This is a genomic window from Butyrivibrio sp. FCS006, assembly GCF_000424525.1.
GTDB lineage: Bacteria > Bacillota > Clostridia > Lachnospirales > Lachnospiraceae > Butyrivibrio.
In genome coordinates this window covers 19283-39629 of the sequence record NZ_AUKB01000015.1, presented here as the reverse complement: position 1 = coordinate 39629, position 20347 = coordinate 19283, and the positions used below count along the sequence as shown (strand labels likewise).

16 protein-coding genes are annotated in these 20347 nt (G+C 41.8%); 8 read left to right on the top strand and 8 right to left on the bottom strand.

Going from position 1 to position 20347, the window contains the following annotated elements; all coding sequences use genetic code 11:
* Positions 1-66 precede the first annotated feature (66 nt).
* The 6 genes from G633_RS0107130 to G633_RS0107100 all read left to right on the top strand — a co-directional run bounded on the left by G633_RS0107130 (position 67) and on the right by G633_RS0107100 (position 6039).
* On the top strand, positions 67-309 hold the full coding sequence (locus G633_RS0107130; protein WP_022767529.1) for a hypothetical protein: 243 nt from the start codon (positions 67-69) through the stop codon (positions 307-309).
* A gap of 754 nt (positions 310-1063) precedes the next feature.
* Positions 1064-1720, top strand: a complete 657-nt coding sequence (locus G633_RS0107125) for a YoaK family protein (RefSeq protein WP_026519502.1) — start codon at positions 1064-1066, stop codon at positions 1718-1720.
* Positions 1721-1786: 66 nt separating this feature from the next.
* A complete protein-coding gene (locus G633_RS17695) occupies positions 1787-3922 on the top strand; it encodes a DEAD/DEAH box helicase (protein ID WP_051200027.1) in 2136 nt (711 codons plus the stop codon).
* 34 nt (positions 3923-3956) lie between these two features.
* Positions 3957-4478: a DUF4256 domain-containing protein gene (locus G633_RS0107115; RefSeq protein WP_022767526.1), complete on the top strand. Its 522-nt coding sequence runs from the start codon at positions 3957-3959 to the stop codon at positions 4476-4478.
* A 650-nt stretch (positions 4479-5128) separates the two neighbouring features.
* Complete coding sequence (locus G633_RS0107105) at positions 5129-5530, top strand: hypothetical protein (RefSeq protein ID WP_026519501.1); 402 nt, start codon at positions 5129-5131, stop codon at positions 5528-5530.
* Positions 5531-5703: 173 nt separating this feature from the next.
* The gene (locus G633_RS0107100) at positions 5704-6039 is read left to right on the top strand and encodes a hypothetical protein (protein WP_026519500.1); all 336 of its coding nucleotides are present in this window, start codon (positions 5704-5706) and stop codon (positions 6037-6039) included.
* 61 nt (positions 6040-6100) lie between these two features.
* Here G633_RS0107100 and G633_RS19200 read toward each other — a convergent pair whose 3' ends face one another.
* From G633_RS19200 to G633_RS0107085, 3 genes are all read right to left on the bottom strand, one after another.
* Positions 6101-7534, bottom strand: coding sequence for a GGDEF domain-containing protein (locus tag G633_RS19200; RefSeq protein ID WP_026519499.1), 1434 nt, complete (start codon positions 7532-7534; stop codon positions 6101-6103).
* A 33-nt stretch (positions 7535-7567) separates the two neighbouring features.
* Positions 7568-9301, bottom strand: a complete 1734-nt coding sequence (locus tag G633_RS0107090) for a response regulator (protein WP_081664711.1) — start codon at positions 9299-9301, stop codon at positions 7568-7570.
* A gap of 192 nt (positions 9302-9493) precedes the next feature.
* Positions 9494-10009, bottom strand: coding sequence for a type 1 glutamine amidotransferase domain-containing protein (locus G633_RS0107085; RefSeq protein WP_196804241.1), 516 nt, complete (start codon positions 10007-10009; stop codon positions 9494-9496).
* 117 nt (positions 10010-10126) lie between these two features.
* Between G633_RS0107085 and G633_RS19195 the strand changes: the two genes are divergently transcribed.
* Together G633_RS19195 and G633_RS0107075 are read left to right on the top strand one after the other, a co-directional pair.
* Entirely contained in the window at positions 10127-12712 is a 2586-nt protein-coding gene (locus G633_RS19195; RefSeq protein ID WP_051200026.1) for an ATP-binding protein, read from the top strand.
* A 2-nt stretch (positions 12713-12714) separates the two neighbouring features.
* Entirely contained in the window at positions 12715-14013 is a 1299-nt protein-coding gene (locus tag G633_RS0107075) for an ABC transporter substrate-binding protein (protein WP_026519496.1), read from the top strand.
* A 15-nt stretch (positions 14014-14028) separates the two neighbouring features.
* Here the strand turns inward: G633_RS0107075 and G633_RS0107070 are convergent, their stop codons facing one another.
* The 5 genes from G633_RS0107070 to rhaD form a co-directional block, all read right to left on the bottom strand.
* Positions 14029-15087, bottom strand: coding sequence for a tyrosine-type recombinase/integrase (locus G633_RS0107070; RefSeq protein WP_026519495.1), 1059 nt, complete (start codon positions 15085-15087; stop codon positions 14029-14031).
* 328 nt (positions 15088-15415) lie between these two features.
* Positions 15416-16501: a tyrosine-type recombinase/integrase gene (locus tag G633_RS0107065; protein ID WP_022766958.1), complete on the bottom strand. Its 1086-nt coding sequence runs from the start codon at positions 16499-16501 to the stop codon at positions 15416-15418.
* Between the two features lie 128 nt (positions 16502-16629).
* Positions 16630-18843: an EAL domain-containing protein gene (locus G633_RS0107060; protein ID WP_024864896.1), complete on the bottom strand. Its 2214-nt coding sequence runs from the start codon at positions 18841-18843 to the stop codon at positions 16630-16632.
* A gap of 185 nt (positions 18844-19028) precedes the next feature.
* Positions 19029-19499: a methylglyoxal synthase gene (locus G633_RS0107055; protein ID WP_024864895.1), complete on the bottom strand. Its 471-nt coding sequence runs from the start codon at positions 19497-19499 to the stop codon at positions 19029-19031.
* Between the two features lie 20 nt (positions 19500-19519).
* The gene (gene rhaD, locus G633_RS0107050; protein WP_026519493.1) at positions 19520-20344 is read right to left on the bottom strand and encodes a rhamnulose-1-phosphate aldolase; all 825 of its coding nucleotides are present in this window, start codon (positions 20342-20344) and stop codon (positions 19520-19522) included.
* Between the last annotated feature and the right edge of the window lie 3 nt (positions 20345-20347).

Below are 20347 nucleotides of genomic sequence, written 5' to 3'. Positions count from 1 at the left end.
TGTAGGTGCAATGTGAGGTAGATATAATAGGATAAATTCTTTAAATACTACTTGGGGGACAATGTAATGAGGGTTACAAAGGAATATTCTAGAAACAAATCGTGGAAAATAGCACTTATTGTTGGCATAGTTGTTTTGGCTGTAGCAGTGATTGCGGGGTATATTATTATAGAACAAGTTGATATTCTTGATCTGGTTGTTATTATCACGATTCTGATTCCGGCTTTAATTTGGGATTATCTACCATGCCTGCTTATTATTGTGGGGCTGGGTATTGCTGTGAAGCTAATTATGACCAGGAAAAAGTGAGGGAACTCTATGACTTTGGATTACCTATTGCAGAGAATGTATCATAAGAGAGTTATATCGGAAAATATATTCCAGAATTATGTACGATGACAAAGTGCGGGGCGGAATTTTAGAAATATGCCTTAACAAGATGTGTTTGTTTTCTAAAGGCATATTTTTTATATATTATTGATCTTTGATTTGCCTTTGTATGCCTTAAAAAGCCCTTTGTATCTATTAAAGGCATACATTACGTATGGAAAAACCTTCACTGGCACCAAAATGTATGCCCTATAGCTATATTTTTTCTTATATAAGGCATACATTGAAATATTTTCAATTTTTGACTAAGCCATCAATAATTCCCTGATTTAGTCATTCTTTTTGGAGCTTCTAATGATGTTTGAGTGACTCAGGTGATAGATTTCAGCAGACTTAGTCAAGTTTTCTTCAATTTGAAAGTGAAATTGTCTGATTCAAGTCACTAAGGCATGCAAAATAATATACATTAGTCAGTTTTGCAAATTTGCCAAATTATATGAATAAGAAAATCTAATTGCGGATGATAAGTTATATCAGAAGATAATGATCGATAGCTTCCTTGTGGTTTGTGCACGGACTTGTATCTGCAAGGATGAAAGACGCCGTAACCTGTATCCGTGCAGGGCGATTGTAAAGTGGAGATCGTTCTCCACCGGCGTACTAATATATAATATTCTAGAAGATAAATTGGAATACTTGATATAAATTTAATGGTCATATTTGGAGGTATGAGATGTCGATTGCAAAAACGCAGACCTCTGAGAGCTTTCGATTAAGTGCATTGCTTTCATTTTCGGGAGGACTACAGGATGCATATACTTATAACATGAGGGATGGCGTATTCGCAAATGCCCAGACCGGTAACGTGGTACTGATGAGCCAGAACTTTATGCAAGGAGAGTGGAATAAGGGATTACACTATATGCTCCCGCTCCTATCATTTGCTGCAGGTATTTTTCTGGCTGAAAGGATCGAGAGCAGGTTTAAGACTGGCAGCAAGATCCATTGGAGACAGATCATACTTTTTATAGAGATAGCAATGCTTTTGGCGGTAGGATTTATGCCGACAGGGGTAAATATGCTTGCAAATATCATGGTTTCATTTTCATGTGCCATGCAGGTGCAGACATTCAGAAAAGTTCATGGATATGGATATGCCAGTACGATGTGTATCGGCAATCTTAGGAGCGGTACGGAAAGCCTGTCACAGTATTTCAGAACAAAAGAGAAGGGATCCTTGTATAAGGCATTGCATTTCTTTGGCATTATTCTTATCTTTGCCACAGGAGCCGGCATCGGAGGGGTACTTTCCGCAAGGTTTGGTATTGGAACAATATGGATCTCACCGGCAATCCTACTGGTTGTGGTCTTGATGATGCTAAAAGAATGAAATACGTGGATACATTAAAATGAAGCTAACAGAGTCTCAAGACACAGCCGATAAAGGTATGAAGCCATGAAGAAACCTGACTTTAAGGATCTGAAAAAACTAATAAAGGCGATAAATGACACCAACGATGCGTTTAAGAGCATCTATGCAGAGAAAGACTCGCAGGAAAGCCGCATTAAAGCCATTTGCAAAAGGATGGCATCCGAAAAAGCCAGAGAATCTCTTGGCGAATTTTCCGTTGAGGAGCTTAAGAATGCCAAGGTTGGTATACGCGTGGCAGCCCTTCAGGAGGCCGGATATACCGACCTTGGGAAGATCGCAAAAGCTACTGATTACGACATCCGGAACATAGAAGGCATCGGCGATAAGCAGATAGAGGCCATAAGGCATATTATCACTGAATTTGCAAACAGCCTCTCATCAAGGGTTTCCATAGTGCTTGATGCAAATGACCCTGAGCTGATTACTGAGATGTACCGCTATCTAAAGAGTGAAGATGTGCGCAGAGATGCTCAGGAGCCGGCCAAAAACCTTGATCTGTATGCCGTGAAAGTCGCATCCTCAGGTATAATACTTGGCGGCTTTGGATGGCTCTTTTCCGGAAACGATAAGAAAACACGCACCATTAATATGGCTGCAGAGATATATGAATTCTGCAACAGCGCTTTCTTTGAAAAGCTCCTTGGCCTTATTGACAGGTATCACAGCGCCATCAATTCGCCAAGTGTAGATGCCGTGCAGGCTTTTACCCTGAACAGTGCGGATTTCTATGCCCTGCTGGAGAAGCTTGGAAGTAGCAGTGGTAACAGGCCGTTTATCTACGACAGCATACCCGGGCAGCTGGCCGAAGAAATAAGTAGCATGCAACTTTCGCAAAAGACCTTTCGAGGGAACCTGCGTGTGTATCAGGAATTCGGCGCAAAGTATATATTGCATCAAAGCAAGGTCCTCCTCGGCGATGAGATGGGCCTTGGTAAGACCATTCAGGCGATAGCTGCCATGGCTCATATTCAAGAAACCACGGATGGATTATGCCATTTTCTGGTGGTCTGCCCGGCCAGTGTCCTTGTCAACTGGTCAAAAGAGCTTTCGAAGTTCAGCAACATTGATACGTACATTTTGCATGGCCAGACTTTAGATGATGCATTTGACAGGTGGAGAGATCATGGGGGAGCCGCCATCACCAACTACGAATCTATGGGGAAAATAGTGGATCGTATCGACAATCACATGACTCTCGAGATGCTGGTAATTGATGAGGCGCATTACATCAAGAACCCCGATGCCAAGAGGACCATGTACATCAGGCGCCTTGATAATGAATCCAAGCGCATTCTTATGATGACCGGGACACCTCTGGAGAATCGTGTCGATGAAATGTGCAATCTGATAGATTTTGTAAGGCCTGACATGACCAAGGAGGTTCGAGGAATGGCGCACCTTAGCCATGTTCCGGAATTCAGAGAGGCGCTATCTCCTGTTTATCTGCGAAGGACAAGGACTCAGGTGTTAAAAGAGCTGCCTCCTATCGACGAGAAACAGGAATGGTGCGAAATGTCTTTTGACGACCAAAAAGCGTATACTGCGGCTGTCATGAACAGGAATTTCCAGGATATGCGCCGCGTGGGCTTTCTTCAGGAAGACATAAAAACTTCCGCTAAAACCTGCAGGCTCCTTGAGCTGTGCAATGAGGCAAAGGCGGAGGGAAGAAAAGTCGTTGTATATTCCTTCTTTAGAGATACCATATCCAAAGTGGCCGCGATCCTTGGCGATAAGTGCATAGGCGTTATAAGTGGAGATACACCCGTAGCTCATAGGCAGGATATAGTCGACAGATTTGGCGAGGCAAAAGATGGAAGCATCCTGCTCTGCCAGATAATAGCAGGAGGAGTTGGTCTTAACATACAGGCTGCCAGCATGGTGATATTCTGTGAGCCGCAGATAAAGCCGTCCCTTACAAGCCAGGCACTCTCCAGGGTTTACCGAATGGGCCAGGTCAGGAACGTGACGGTGTACCATCTTCTTTGCCCGGAAACCATAGACGAAGAAATGATGCTGGTGCTTGAACAGAAACAGAACGAATTCGACAATTATGCAGGCGAATCAGTACTGGCAGGTGCTTTCGACAACCTTATGGACAAGGAATGGATCAGCGATGTGATTGAAAAAGAAAGCAAGAAATATCTACCTGCAGTGCTGTAATTTAATTCAAATCGGGAGATTGGAGGGATAAACCATGTTAGAAATATTAAAAGCGAGGTTTCAGGATAATAAGAATCTTCATATGGATCTGAGTTGGCTTGACGTGGAGAAACGTTTGCTTGAGCATCCGGGCTCCATGGATGTTTTGAGAAGGATGGAGGAGAGCGGAGGAGAACCGGATACCATCGGCTATGACGAAAAGACGGGAAAGCTAATTTTCTGCGACTGCGCAAAGGAGTCCCCTTCTGGGCGCAGAAGCCTGTGCTATGACGAAAAGGCATTACAGGGGCGTGCTAAAAACCCGCCATCAGGCAGCGCCGAATGGAAAGCAAAAGAAATCGGCGTTTTGATCATGACGGAGGAACTCTATCGCCGACTGCAAAGTCTCGGGGAATTTGATTTGAAAACGTCAAGTTGGATCACTACGCCGGATGATATTCGCGACAAGGGCGGTGCATTGTTCTGCGAACGACGTTACGGAACGGTTTTCACATTCCATAACGGGGCGGATTCGTACTATTCCGTGCGCGGGTTCAGAGGCTATACGCTTATATGAATTCAAATTTGTAGAGCGATTAACTCTCAGTATTATATGCGATGACAAAGCGCGGGTAGGATTTTGGAAATATGCCTTAACAAGGCGTTTTTGTTTTTTGAAGGCATATTTTTCAAATATTATTGATCTTTTGATTTGCATTTGTATACCTTAAATGGCCCTTTGTATCTATTAAAGGCATACATTGAAATATTTTCATTTTTTGACTAAGCCATCAATAATTCCCTAATTTAGTCACTCTTTTTGGAGCTTCTGATGATGCTTGAGTGACTCAGGTGATAGATTTCAGCTGACTTAGTCAAATTTTCTTCAATTTGAAATTGAAAATTGTCTGATTCAAGTCACTAAAGCATGCAAAATAATATACATTAGTCAATTTTGCAAATTTGACAAATTATATGAATAAGAAAATCTAATTGCGGATGAGAAGTTTCCGGCAAATCGAAATTATTGAATTAATTCAGTATTCTAAAATTGATATCCCTAGTGAATTCCTAGATATTATCAAAGAAAAAACAGAAATTGAGATTTTGGTTAATAAAGAGAAGTATGTGCGATTGTGGAGTTCAAAGGTATTCACCCATCTCTTGAAAAATATGGTACTGTAGAATTCGAAATAAAGAGTATTAGAAAACAAGAAGGTTATAAGAATGGATAAAACAGGAAGATATGCTATATATGAAGGGAAGGAATATCACGCTTCTCTTGAGGATGATAAAAGGCATGTAGAAATATGGTCGAAAGATAAAGAGGATGAGGACAAGGGATTTAAGAAGCATCAATACCTTCAAGTTTATTCGAAAATTGTTGAGTTAAATGAATTAAGTGAGTTTTATGATGTTGAGGCCGTATGTGACTATATGGGAAAAACTCACAAAATATTTATTTCAGCAGATGGCGAATCATTCCGCATCAATGTTAAAGAAAGCTGGTACAAAGAATTCGGATTTACAGAAGAGTATGACCGTGGATTATTATTGGGATATTTTAAAGACTTTAAGATGTCTGAGTTAGAAGTACATTATATTAAGACCTCGATTGATCTTGGATAATTAGCACCCCATGCTTTATGATTAAAAGAGGCAGTATAGAATGGGTGATTATGTTGCAATAGATAATAATTCAAATAAGGCTTGATTATATTGGTTGCGTAAATGTCTAAATATTGACATATGATGTTTAGACCGCTATCCCGGAGTCAGGGATTTTAAGATGTGGATGGAATATGAATATTAGTGAATTTATCGAAAAATATAATATAGCAATAGTCGCAGAAGCAGATATAGAAAATAAAAGATTTGAGATTATAAAAAGAGATAAAGAGCTTGAATCCTATGATTTGTTTGAGCAACTAATTCTCTTTGGGAATGTTAAGAGTTTAGTTGCAAATGTTGAAGGGCAGATTTTACCAAGAATCTGGACACAAGGAAAATCAAAGTGCATTCTTTGCCAAAAAGCAGAAGGACAAGTGGTTGCTTTGTTTTATGACTGTGAAATGGATGCAAAAGAACACTATTTATACGCAAAAGAGTTAGATGCAATAATAAAAGATATAGTCTAGAGGAATTTTGGTGGATAAAAAAGAATAATCCAGGCATTGCCTGGATTATTTTTTGCTTATCTTAGCGGAAAGTCACTGCGCTTCCATCGATCTTTTTACTCTCATATACACCGCTGTCCGCCAGTTTATAGAGTTCTTCGAAGGATTGTTTCCCGCCTGCTTTGTAGAACGCAGCACCGGCGCTGACACAGACTTTTCTCTCTTCGAGTTCAGGAAAATCCATTTTAGCAATCTCACTAAAAAGACGCTCCAATACGACTTTTCCGGCCTCTTCATCATTCAAGTTCATAACATATGCAGCATATTCGTCACCACCCAAGCGGAAGATGATATCCTCATCCCTAAAGGTGATTTTTAAAACATCAGCGATTCCTCGAAGCACCTTATCACCGACATTATGGCCCAGTTTATCATTGAATTCTTTAAACTTGTCAATATCCAGAATGCAGAGCATTCCTGCCTTATTGTTCGCCATAGCGTCGATCACTTTACGCTCGCCGCTGCCCCTGTTTAAAATACCGGTCATTAAATCGGTGCTGGCAAGAATCTCAAGATTCTGTCGCTCCTTTGCTGAAGCCACAATGTCATCTACATTTTTGAAACCGGCAAGCAGATCACTGTTTGGCACATTGGCATTGATGAGAATATACGTAAACTGATAGTAGTGTACCTCGCCTTTATCCATAACTCGGTAACTGGACACATACTCCGAATTATCTTTAAGCTTGCTTTTAATCGTCTCAAGAGAGATGGCATCATACATCCATTCCTGATCCTCTGAATACACACGGTCCTTTACGTACTGTTTATAGAGTACATCGTAGGAATATACCTTTTCTCCGGCACCTTCCATACCTTTGGTAACATAGCCGTCCAGCTTCAGGATCACCACATCACCGGTCTTGGGATTTATTTTGAAGATATTGTAGTAATCGCGGCTTAAGGTTTCCACGATATCAAGCTGTTCCCTCAAATAACGCTTATCAGCAATATGCTTACGAATGGTTTTATCAATGTCCCTGAAAGCCAGAATGAAATTATCCGTTTCACCCGGCTGTCCGGCCAGTGCAAATGCCATCTGATGATAGGACATATTTCCGTCATCAGCCAGACGCATATAATCAAGCGTAAACAGATCTCCGTCTTTGATCCTGGAAAGTACGAAGTCCATCTTCACATCACGCTGGATGCTCTCAATGTTGGTTACCACGAAACGGTCTACGTATTCCTCAATAAAACGGTCGTATTTGTCAAATTGAAATCCCAGTGCCATCGCAGAGCGATTTGTATTCTCTCCGGTGGAGCGGTACAGATCCATGTCCATTGTTTTGGAATTGATGACCCAGATTGTATGATACTCTTTTCCAATTCCGGTAATAATACCTGTCAAGCGCTTGATACGCGCATTAAAATCCTCAACCAGACCGCGCTGGTCTTCAGGATAGATCGCCGGATCGATAAATTCATTCTCTTTTATGATTAAATCTGATTGCATATTCCCTCCTTCGACCATAAATATGCCTGATTCTTATGTATTCTCGTCATTAACAGCCTTACCCTCATGGGCCAGCTTAAACATAGATTCAGCAAAAAACCTGTGTATCACGTCAAGGATATTTTCCTTGGATGAGGTTTTCAGAAGATATCCATCCGGTTTGTACTCAAGAACGTGGAATACGATATCCTTATTGCTATTGCCTGTAAGGAGTATTATAGGAATTCTGGGATCAGTATAATCTGTGCGGATGATCTTCATAAGGTCAAAGCCATCCATTTTGGGCATCTCCAGATCAAGCAATAACAGGTCAGGAGTAACCGTGGAGAGCCCCGATAGCATCTCGCTTCCGCTGTTAAAGCACTGAACGTTGTAAAGAGAACTTAGCCAGTGATGGATAACTGACAGATACGCCGGATCATCATCAACTACAAAGATGGTCTTTTTTCTGTGGAAATCAGTTTCCAGCTCGGTAAAAAAGACCATATCATTTACAAAAGTCCCGATATCAACCGGCCTTGGATAGGTCCTTGAGACTCTGTGTGAGCCATTTGACGCCATAGCTTTGTTGATGTCGGTAAGTTCTCCTGTAAGGCACAGTATCTTGGAATCATCCTGACATATTTCTCCCAGAAGATTCATAGTTATGCTGATATTGGATGCGTCATTGGACCCGGGATTGTAGATCACAATGTCAGCTTCATTTCTGCCGGTTATGATCCTGTCTGGCTCATCAGGTATTGTAATGACATTAAACTTAGCCTCAGTAAGATTATTTACGATACCTTTCTTGACAATTCCCTCGCCGCTCTGGATATATAGAATAGAAGGGCGGTGGAAGGGGTTGTTTTCTTTAGAAATAACAGGTGATATCTGCTCAGACTCTTTTGCTTTATTGGCAAATATCTCCTCATTTTCAATAGGAGAGAGGGAATTCTTAAATTCTCTGTAGGCCTTTAGAAAGTCGCCTGTTTCTCTTTTTATGAGGCTGTAGTTTTCTTCTCTGGCAGCTGCTTCCAGCATTGCTGCGGTTTTTCCAAGTTTCTTGGCACCAACAAGTCTTGCCATGCTCTTTAAAGAGTGGACTCTTAAGGCATACATGGTCCAGTCTTCGTACTCAAGAAAGAATCCCAGCTCATCAGCTTTTTCATCCACAGAAGAGTAAAAGATATATAGGGCGTCCAGATAATCCTCATAGTCGCCACAATTGGTAATGCCTGCGCCCAGATCAAGCTGTGGAATGATCTTGAGCCAAACAGGCAGCTTTTCTATTTCTTTTTTGACATCAATTTCATAATCTCCGGACCTTTCGCCGCTTACAATCTCAGCATCAGATAAGCCGGAGTCGTAAGGAGTATCTTCTTCCGGATCAGAGGAATGCTCTTCATCCCCAAGGTACATCATGATAGCTTCGTAGAGTTCCCTTGGATCAACGGGCTTTATCAAAACATCGGCAAACCCGGCAGCTTTGTAGAGATTTACATTGCTTCGGCCTTCCTCTGTTGTGTGACAGATTATGGGAACATCTTTTCCGCGCTCTTTAAACATCTCTTTTAGCCTGACAAGAGTATCTACTCCGTCAAGCTCGGGCATGCGATGGTCTAACAGGACCAGGTCGTAGTCATTTGCCTTGCACAGATCGATACATTCTATGCCGCTTTCGGCCTGATCAGAGGTGATTCCATGTGTCGCCAGTATAGATGCCAGCACTATTCTGTTTATACGCATATCATCGACGATAAGCACGCGGGATTTTTTGTTTTCCATAAAAAGATTATAACATGATTATCGTTATTTAGTGAAAACTCTCTGTTATGAATGATTAAGAGCTCTGAGCAGAATTATATGATTCTGTTTGGAGCTCTTTTTAATAATTGTTTTATTGTTATTTAGGAATTTCGTTGTCGAAATGATGTTACAATTATTTTGGTGGATTATATGTTTCAGAATATCAAAAGCTCAAAGAGCTGAATTCTTAAGTACCTGAACCAGCGCATTCATATACTCCGGGATATCCGGTGGCCTTCTGGCAGATACCATGTTTCCATCAATAACAACCGGTTGGTCAAGCCATGTTGCTCCTGCATGGGTCAGATCATCTCTGATCCCCGGTGTACTGGTAACTTTTCTGCCCTGTAGCACCTCCGCAGACGCCAGGACCCATCCGGCATGGCAGATCTGACCTATGAGTTTATTATCACGGTCCATGTTTTTTACTATTTCAAGCACCTTGGGAAAACGACGCAGTTTATCAGGAGCCCAACCACCGGGCACCAGCACTCCGTCATAATCTGCATCATTTATGTCGTTAAAAGACATTGTGACTTCGCAGGGTACTCCGTATTTCCCGTGGTACATACCCGGTTTTTCGGCAACAAGATCTACAATGCAGCCTTCTTCCCTGAGTCTCATGACAGGGCACCAAAGCTCAAGATCTTCGAAATCATCGCTTACAAGCTGTAAAATTTTTTTCATTTTCAAATCCTCCTGAAATGGGCGGTTTAACATTTATATTTTATCATCAAGAATAGCTAAAATGATATAATTAATAACAAAGTACAACTATCTTTGCTGTAATCCGGAGGGCAGAGGTTGAAAAGAAGCCTGATAATAACAATTAATCTTCTCATAATGGGGTTCATTCTGTTCTTTATCATCAGGTATGCGAATACAAAGGCGCAGGAGAGCAACGAAAATGGCATCATCGCCTTTGAAAAGATGACCGTGACCACCAATCAGATCATCGCCAACTACCTTGAAGATGAACAACACCTTTGTGATATATGGGCCAACTATATCAATCGTTCTGCAGAAGCCGGAACCCCGATGACAGCAGAGGAAGCCATATCCTTTGTCGGGAAAACCAGGATCTTCCCGGAGGTTGTGGCTCATCTGATCTTTCTTGACAGCCCTGAGAGGACAGGTATCTCCACAACAGCCAAAGTATCTGCCCCTGATGACTATACAGTTTCCTACAAAAACATAAATATCTTTGACAATATCGACAGCGAGAGCAGCTCAGGCGAAGTTGTTCACCTTACAAGGGCCTATACAAATCCCATGAACGGTGTACAGTCCATCGCGTTCTTAAACCATGTGACTTTGCTTGATAAAGAAAGCGGAATGCAGAAAGATGGGCTTTTGATGCGAGTTGTTCCGCTCAGCCGTCTTGAACAGAAGCTTGTCTTTTTAAAAGGCGCATATGAAAATGTCGAAATAAGTATCGTAGACAAGGAAGGTAATTACGTTGTCCACGGTAAATCCTTTAAAAACAGCAATTTCTTTGAATACTTCAAGTCATATAATACGACCTCGTCAGAGGAATATGGGAATGTAATAAATGAAATAGCCGGCGGAACAGGCACTATGACCATCAAGAACTACAAGGGAGAGGACTGTGTGCTGTCTTACACGCCCCTTGAGACTATGACAACGTGGTTCTTACTGGCTTATATTCCGGCAAAAGACCTTGTGGCAAACAGGTCCATTGACTGGCTGCTCCTGGGAATAACATCCCTTGGGTTCATAGCTCTTTTGATATTCAATTCGACTGTCATGATGACCTACAATCGCAAGCTATCAGAGGCTGCGCAGCAGGCAAATCAGGCAAATGAGGCCAAGTCCTACTTCCTGTCCACCATGTCTCATGACATCCGTACGCCTATGAATGCGATACTCGGCTTAAATGAGATGGTACTCAGGGATTCAAAAGATGACAGTATCAGAATGTATTCAGAGAGCATAAGATCTGCGGGAAGTACGCTTCTTGGCATCATCAACGATATTCTGGATTTCTCCAAGATAGAAGCGGGGAAGATGGAGATCATAAATGTCGATTACAGTGTTGCTTCCCTTCTCAACGATCTTGTGAATATGGTGCAACAGAAGGCAGAAGAAAAAGGCCTTGTTTTTGACCTGGATATAGACAGGAATATTCCGACAACTCTTTGCGGCGATGAGATCAGGATAAAGCAGGTTATCACCAACATCCTCTCTAATGCCGTGAAATATACCAAGGAAGGATCTGTTACCTTCTCAGTTCATACTCATAAGCCCGAGGATAATCCGGATCGTGTCATTCTCAGAGTGAGTGTTGCAGATACCGGTATAGGAATAAAGCCCGAAGACATCGATAAGCTTTTCGTTGCCTTTGAACGAATAGAGGAAAAGAAGAACAGGAATATTGAAGGCACAGGTCTTGGTATGGCCATCACCCAGAGATTCCTTGACATGATGGGCAGTCATCTTGAGGTTGAGAGCGAATATGGTAAGGGTTCGGTATTTTCTTTTGAACTTGAGCAGAAGGTCGTTAAGTGGGATCCCATTGGCGATTTCGAGGAAGCCTTCAGACGTTCACTCAACGAGCGGGCAAATTACCGCGAGAAATTCACAGCGCCTGATGCAAGGGTACTTGTGGTTGATGATACTGCCATTAATCTCACGGTATTTGTAAATCTGCTAAAGCGCACCGAATTGCAGATAGATACGGCAGGAAGCGGCGATGAAGGAATAGCTCTTTTCACTAAGAATCACTATGATGTTATCTTCCTGGATCATATGATGCCTGAAAAAGACGGCATTGAGACCCTTAAGGAGATGAAGGGCATAGCTGACACTTCAAATAGAGAAACGCCGATAATCTGTCTTACCGCCAATGCGATATCGGGAATGCGCGAGATGTACACCAATGCCGGATTTGATGACTATCTCACCAAGCCAATTGACGCAGAGCGACTGGAAATGACGTTACTGCAATATCTTCCGAAGAACAAGGTAACAGTTGTTTCCGATAACAATACAGCGCCCGATCAGGAACTTCCGGACTTCCTAAACAGCCTCACGGAGCTGGATTTAGACTCAGGTCTTTCATATTGTGGCGATGCCGAGGATTATATCGAAACTCTTAAGATGTACTCGGGCAGTGCCCAAAAGAAGGCCGAAGAGATTGAAAAATACTGGGCTGAGAAAGATATAAAGAACACAACCATAAAGGTTCATGCGCTTAAGAGTGCATCTCGCTCAATAGGCGCGCTGGAGCTGGGCGAACTCGCCGCAAGGCTTGAAGAAGCCGGGAAAAGCGGTGATTTAGATACGCTTGATAAAGAACTTGAAGAACTACTTTCCAGATACAGGCAACTGGCGAATGACCTGGAGCCTCTAAATAAAAAGGAGGAATGATCATGAAAAAGAACTTTAGGATGGTACTTGCTTTGAGCATCGCTGTTATGCTTCTTTTACCGGGCTGTGGCAGTGGAAAAAGTGCGGATAAGGCCTTTGTCCCAAAATATGACAAAGATACCGAATTCTCCCTGACTGTTGCCGGAAGTTACGGTAACTTCGAGTCGCTGGAAGCAGAGTTTGAGCGTTTCTACGAATATTATCCCAACGCAAGCCTGCAGTATGTGACAATGGATGACTACAATAACGTAATCTCCAGTGCTCTTGTGGGCAGCGAGCCACCGGATATCTTTACGACCAACAGTGCGATGATCGGAAATGAGAAGTATGACGCCATGTTTGATGCCTGCGAGGTTTTGTCCGATTCATCGCTTGATATCGACTATTCCTGCATCAGAGATTCTCTGATACGTACTACGGATTCCGGCGATGTTCTCATGCTCCCGATATTTACCACATCCTACGGAATGCTCGTAAATATGGATATCTTTGAAAAAGAGGGATTAAAGGTTCCGACTAACTATAAAGAGCTTGTCAGCGTCTGCGAGAAGCTAAGGAGCGCAGGATATGAGTCCCCCATGATGGGAGCAGACAAGTTCAGCGGATCCGGTCTGTTTAACTGCTTTGTATATCCAATGTTTGCCTACAATGTAATACAGAACAGTGATAAGGTAGATGCTCTCAATAATTTTGAGCCGGGATCAGGAGAGCTGATGCGTCCGGCACTTGAGAGGCTTGATGAATTTATAAAATCTGACGCCATAGATATCACAAAATGCCAGGAAGAGATCACAGACGAATATGACCAGGTTATCATGAGATTCTTTGAGGGAGATGTTCCGATGATGTTTGCTACAGGCGATGTAGTATCAGGAACAGCCAAGAGAGAAAGTAAGTCGGATGCTTTTACCGCCAATCCCTTTAAATACAGATTCTTTACCGTACCTGCAGGTGACGACGGCGGATATTTCATCAATTCGATCAGTATTTGCTTCTCAGTCAACAAAAACAGCGGGAATCTCGATATGGCCAATGAATTCATGCGCTTTTTGATCACCAAGAAAGAGCTTAATAACATGGCCGGATTAAAGCGACTGATCACACCAACCGATGACTTCTCATCTGACGAACGTTATTCGGCGCTGGCAGATGTATCGGATAAACGGAGTTTCAGCGATAAGGAAACAGGTCTTTTGGACCCTGCAGTAAGACAGTTCAGAGCTGCTATCTATGCTATTGGAAACGGCAAAATGACAGTCGATGAAGCAATTGCTTCATACGGAAATATTCCGGAAGAATAGAGCGCTAACAGCGCTCTATTTTTTTCGCCAATTTCTTGAGCTCTTGACAGCTTCTTCCTTGTCGCTGGCTCTGGCGTAGATATTGGTGGCATTGATGGATCTGTGTCCCATCCGCTGCTGAAGCACCAGAATATTCTTTTCATGCTTATAAAACTCCATGGCAAAGCTGGAGCGGAGCTTGTGAACGCTGATATCACTGCGTTTCAGAGACGCATTTACATACTTTTTGAGCATCTGCTGTATTTCGCGGATGGATAGGCGCTCTCCGGCAGTAGTAGAGAAGAGGGGAGTGTCCTCCGTGAACTTTTCGCCGTGGATCTTCCTGGATTCCAGATAATCCTGAATATATTCCTTTGATTCATCGGAGAAAAAGACTTTTGACGCAACACCGGCTTTTTTCTTGCCTTTGCGCAGTGCCAAAACATAACACTCGTTTTTTTCTTCGTCAAACGAATCCTCGTAAATGACCACATCATTGACGTCAAGGGCCTGTAATTCAGAGATTCTAAGGCCTGTATCCAGGAAAAGGAAAATTATCGCAAGATCGCGTTTTTTGTATTTTTCATGGAATGCAAGCTGCCTTTTGGTAAGTCCCGTGCCATATCTGATGCAATTAAGGAGCTGTTCCTGCTCATCGAGATTAAGGTACGTAACATATTCATTTTCAGGAATTTCAACGGATTGTGAGCCGGAAACCGGATTATAATCAAGTTTTCTCTCGGTATTTATCAGGTATTCAAAGAGCCCCGATACTGAGGATCTGCGCCTTGCTCTGGTTCTTTCCGAGAGCTTTTGGTCCTCATCCATCCAGGTGAGAAAACTGTCGATATCTGTGGCTTTTATCTGCTTAATATCCGCAAGGGAAAGGTCTTTTACCTGTTTATCAGGAAAATATGGCAGGAAATTCACTGCATATTCAAGGAAATACTTTATATCAAGTGCATAAGAAAGCCTTGTAAGTATGGCTTTACTCGATGTTCCCGAATAAAAATACTGATGGGTAAATTCAGGTAAAGAATCCGTGATTTCTCTAAGTTTCTGCGTATTTGTCTTAGCGGGTGTTCTCTCAGGCATGGCATTCTCCATATCAAATATAGCTACTCTTCTGCATTTTGGCGTTGTATTTTACTACATAACTTAAATTATACGCATAGATAAATCTCATGTCAATGTGCTGCTCTGCCATTTCCCTATGCTTTTCCTTTATGTCGGTTTAAGCTAAACTTGTAATATGTTTAAAGATAGGAGTGTAAAAAGTCAAAAATACGGCTTTTTACACTTTTTAACTTAAAAAAATAAAGCTTGAAAATGTAAAAAGCCGTACTTTTAAAGAAAAATCTGTAAAAAGCCGAATGGATTAAAGCTAAAATTGTAAAAAAACGGGCACTGTAGTGTGTGCAATTTAATCATTATCCTGGTTATCATCAGTTCCATAAACGTCTACCTGGGATGCCTGTCTTTTATGTTCTTCTTCTATAGCAGCATAGTGTTTAACAGTTGTATTTACGTCTTTATGTCCCAGAACATCAGCGACCATATAAATATCACTTGTCCTGTTATAAAGCGCTGTACCATAAGTTCTACGGAGCTTATGAGGGGTGAGTTTTTGAGTAAGTCCTGTGTTTTTTCCATATTTTGAAATCATATATTGGATGCTTCTTATCGATAAACGCTTATGCTGAAGAGATATGAAGAGAGCAGGTTCTTCAGAATCATTGAGTAGGGAAGGGCGTTCATGATTGATATAATCCCTCAGCGTATTCCGGATAATCTCGTTTATGTAGAGATGATCTTCATCGCCGCCTTTTCTGACGATAGTAATTGTATTTTCATCAAAATTTATATCTGAAAGATCAAGCCCTGCACATTCCGAGACGCGGATTCCAGTATTTAACAGAAGAGTTACAATTGCCAGATCTCTTTTTGCAGTAGGTTCAGACATGACTTTGGAATGGTAACTAGCAGAATTCACAGCTGCGACAGAATCCATTAGAAGCTGAACCTGGTCAGGATACAGCCTTCGGATATCTTTCTTTACCTTTTCTTTCTTCTTTACAGCAGCTTTCACTGTGGGATCAATCTTAAGATAGTCATATTTGATCAGATATTTATAGTAATTCCGCACAGCCGCCATTTTTCTTGCAATTGCACGTTCTTTAGCAGGCTTTACATTGCCTTTTTTATCCGGTTTGTGGCCTGATGCAACATAATTTTGGAATTCATTGATGTCCTGAGGACCAAGATTTTCGACAACTTCAAAGGGGATATCTTTGATTTCAAGATTCTTGCACAGGGGATTCTTTTCCTTGAGAAATCCGTAGAAAAATAGAATATCCTGCGCATAATTAAAAGCGGTGCTTTCCTGATATTTGAGAAGACATTCCTCAACAAATCCATGTGTATGCTGAGGAAGAATGTTTTTAATGCTTTCAGTATCTTTACGGCGTTTCTGCCTCAATGAATTGTAATATTCTGAATTTTCACCCATGACTTAACCCCTCCGCTTTTTCTAAAATAATCGTAACACAAAAGAGGAATTTTGTGCAATGATATTTGCGTTAGCAGCGCGTTCCAGCGGGAAGTGAACCCCCTGTCTGACATCGTTCTTTATTGGCTTTATTTCTTTGTTGGATATGCCGTTAATTCTTCAAACTCATCTACCGGCATAGGCTTGTAGAAATAATATCCCTGCATTTCCTCACATCCAAGACTTCCGAGGAAATCAGCCTGTTCCAGTGTCTCAACACCTTCTGCGATAATAGAAGTTCCAATAGCATGGATCATCTGGACCATGTAGCTAAGTATTGTCCGACCCATCTTTTGGTCACCTGAACCGGTAATAAATCGAAGATCAAGCTTTATGCGATCAAGGATAACTTCTTTTAACATATTCAGTGATGAGTAACCACTTCCAAAGTCGTCCATTTCAACTTCAAAGCCTGCTTCACGAAGTTTGGTTGTTGTTTTGATGATGGTATCGGAGTTTTCGACATATGCGCTTTCCGTTATCTCAATACGAAGTTGACCAGGCAATAGGTTATAGAACTCTTTTAATGTATTAAAGTGGTCGGCTACATCAGGGTTCTTTACTATATCAAGTCTTGATAGGTTTACTGATACACACAGTTGTCTGCCCTGATCATTCCATCGCTTCAAATCCTTACACACAGTGTCCCAAACGTGACAGTCAAGATCATAGATAAGCCCAGCATCTTCCAAAACCGGAATAAATTCTCCCGGAGAAATGTTTCCATCCTTCTTGCTTTTCCAGCGGCAAAGAGCCTCTGCACCAGTTATCATCCCAGTCTTATAGTTGACCTGTGGCTGATACCATACTTGTATTTCCCCAGACTCAATAGCTGCAGGAAGGCGACTTGCGATACCGGCACTTTTCCTTCCCATGTCCCACTGCTTTGGGTTATAAAACTCAAATCCTTCTTTCTTGGATTCTCTGACTTTTCTTTCTGCAATGCGGGCATAATCAAGCATCTTATCCACGTTTATGTCTTTATAGTCATCAGGCATAAGAACATAAATACCAGAACAGAGCCTTACAACAAAGTCTTTTCCACGATCGCTAAAATAATTGCGAACAGGAGTCAAAATATATTTTTCATCCTGAAGAATCTGTTCATTGCCGCCAATACATCGAAGGATAACAAAATGATCTCCATCATACCTTCCTATAGCTTCTTTATCGGTAAGTACTTCAAGGCTTCTCTCAGTCCAAAATTTTAACAGCTCATCTCCGGCCTTCCAGCCAAAGCTGTCGTTGATGAACTTAAAGTCTTTTATGTTGTTATAGGATATCGTATACGGTGTATCAGGGTTGTTAGTGAGTAGTTCCTCAACTTTTTTACGGAATCCATTGTGGCTGAGCACACCAGTGAGAGGATCGATATCCTCCATTATCCGCATCTTTTCCTTCTGCTCTTCAAAATATGCTTTCTGTCTTAGGACAAGCATTATAACAAGAGCAGCAAAAAGGATAGTCCCAATAATAAGGAAGTACTTATATTGGTAGAGATAGTCTTCAAAAGTATATACATAAAGATCTCTGGTAGTGTAATCAAGGGCTATAGCCTGTTTTTTGGTTTCAGGAATAGCTGCAATTCCTTCGTTCAGAAGTTCAATTCGTTTTTTTCCCTCTGGGGTTTCAAGAGTTCCGGCACGAAAATCCATTGAAAACATGGCAGAAGGCTGTACTTTAAAATCATTATAGGATGGCTTTTGAAGCACATAGCTCCACGCATATGAGTTATGTAAAAGTGCATCTACCTCTTCATTTCTAAGCGCTTTAATGCAATCAGCCATGGAATTGTAAAGGTTTATCGTTATTCCAGGGTATAACTGCTTTACAGTTTCTGCTACTCCGCCCTGTGATTTTAGCATGCCTACTCTGATGGTATTTATGTCAGAAATAGAGTGCTTATCTGTAGTCACAAGGGTAAATGGGGTCTGGATGAGATTGTCCGATACGATGGTCGCTTGACCAGATGCACTTGAAACAGCACTTCCAAAGGGCATAACAAGATCGTACTCAGTACTATCAAGGGCTTCCTTAAGATTTGATTCACTTATAGCTTTGAATGCGACATTGAAACCAGCTTCTTTGGCAGCGGATTCCATAAGATCAACGCCGATTCCTGCAATCTTGCCGTTGTCTTTATCAATGTAAAACATAGGACATCTGTCTACAGGCACACCGACTGTAAATTCTGTAGCAGGAGAATCAGACGAGGCATAAACAGGCGTCAAAAAGACTCCCTGATAGATTACCAGGAAAAGGAGGGCTATGCTGATAGTAGTATGGATCCTTTTTGATTTCATGATACACTCGCCTTATTGTTTGTTCTTTGCTTTAGATACTCACACTTAATTCTAACATTATTATGTTAAAATACGATAAATAATAAATAACAAATCGATAAAGGCGACTTCTAGTATTCCGGCATTGCTAACTTATGCGCATACGGGACTTGAACCAGGGATTCACGGAGCACCATTAGAACATATTATGACAACGTTTCCGCTCTATTGGCTATATTCTGCTTAAAGTTGATGACATCGTGATTGTACTCTTCATCCATGAAAGTTGAGTGAATGAGGAAATCCGCTGTGGCTTTGTTGTTGGCAAAAGGGATATCATAAACCTGCGCAATTCTCATTAGCGCCTTTACGTCAGGATCATGAGGTGCAGCAGTAAGCGGATCAGAGAAGAAAATGACAAAATCTATCTTGCCCTCTACTATCTTCGCACCAATCTGCTGATCTCCACCCAAAGGACCAGAGTTATAGCCTCTTACAGGCAGGTTCGTTGCATCGGTTATCATTCGGGCTGTCGTACCTGTTCCACATAAAAAGTGGTTCTTAAGAGTTTCCGCATTATCTTTGCACCATTGTATGAGCTCTGCCTTTTTCCCATCGTGGGCGATAAGTGCAATATTCTTCTGTTTCCCGATAGTAAGTGTAATTGTATCTGTCATAGCCGCTCTCCTTTTTTGCGTTATTTTTCAAAAAGGAACCTCTCCGGAAGTGAAACTGCAAAATCCTTAGCAAGATGCCTGAAATCGTCTGGTGTTATCGTCTGTCTCTTAGCGCCAGTCATAGATAGCGTTTTTACGAGGATTTCTGCAGACTTTTCAACTGTATGCATAAGTCCAAAGGTAAGGTCAAAATCTTCTCCGGCAGCAAACATTCCATGATGAGCCCAGATAGCCACATCATATTTTTCCATGAGCTTACTGGTTTCCACAGCAATCTCTCTGCCCCCGGGTACCATCCAAGGTACTACGCCTATTCCATCAGGGAATACCACAGGGCATTCAGTCGCCATCTCCCAAAGTTCTCTGGTAAAAGCTTCATCTGTAAGTGGCAACACAAATGTCAACGCAATGGTATTTGTGGTATGTGCATGATAGATTACTCTGTATTTTCCGTTTGTCACACGTTTTTTCACCTCATGGTTCATAAGGTGTGAAGGCAACTCAGAAGTTGGTCTCCCGCCATTGACCAGCCCCCACATAACGCGGTAGTTCTCACCTTCTTCGTCAAGCTCAATAATTCCGAAGCTGTCCTCAGGCTTTATTATAACATTTCTGAAGAACTTGCCAGAGCCTGTTACCATAAGAAACTCTCCGGCAAGGTCAGGCACTGATGTTCCAATTTCCTTCCACTCTCCGGCCTTAAACTCCTCTTTTACCAGCTCCACCTCTTCCGGCTTCATTCTGTAAGACAGATTTCCGCCGTTTCTCTCATGCCAGCCCTGTTCCCAGCCGTCATTTGCCATTCTGATAAATCCCTTTGTAAACTCAGCATCTAAAACTCTCATTGT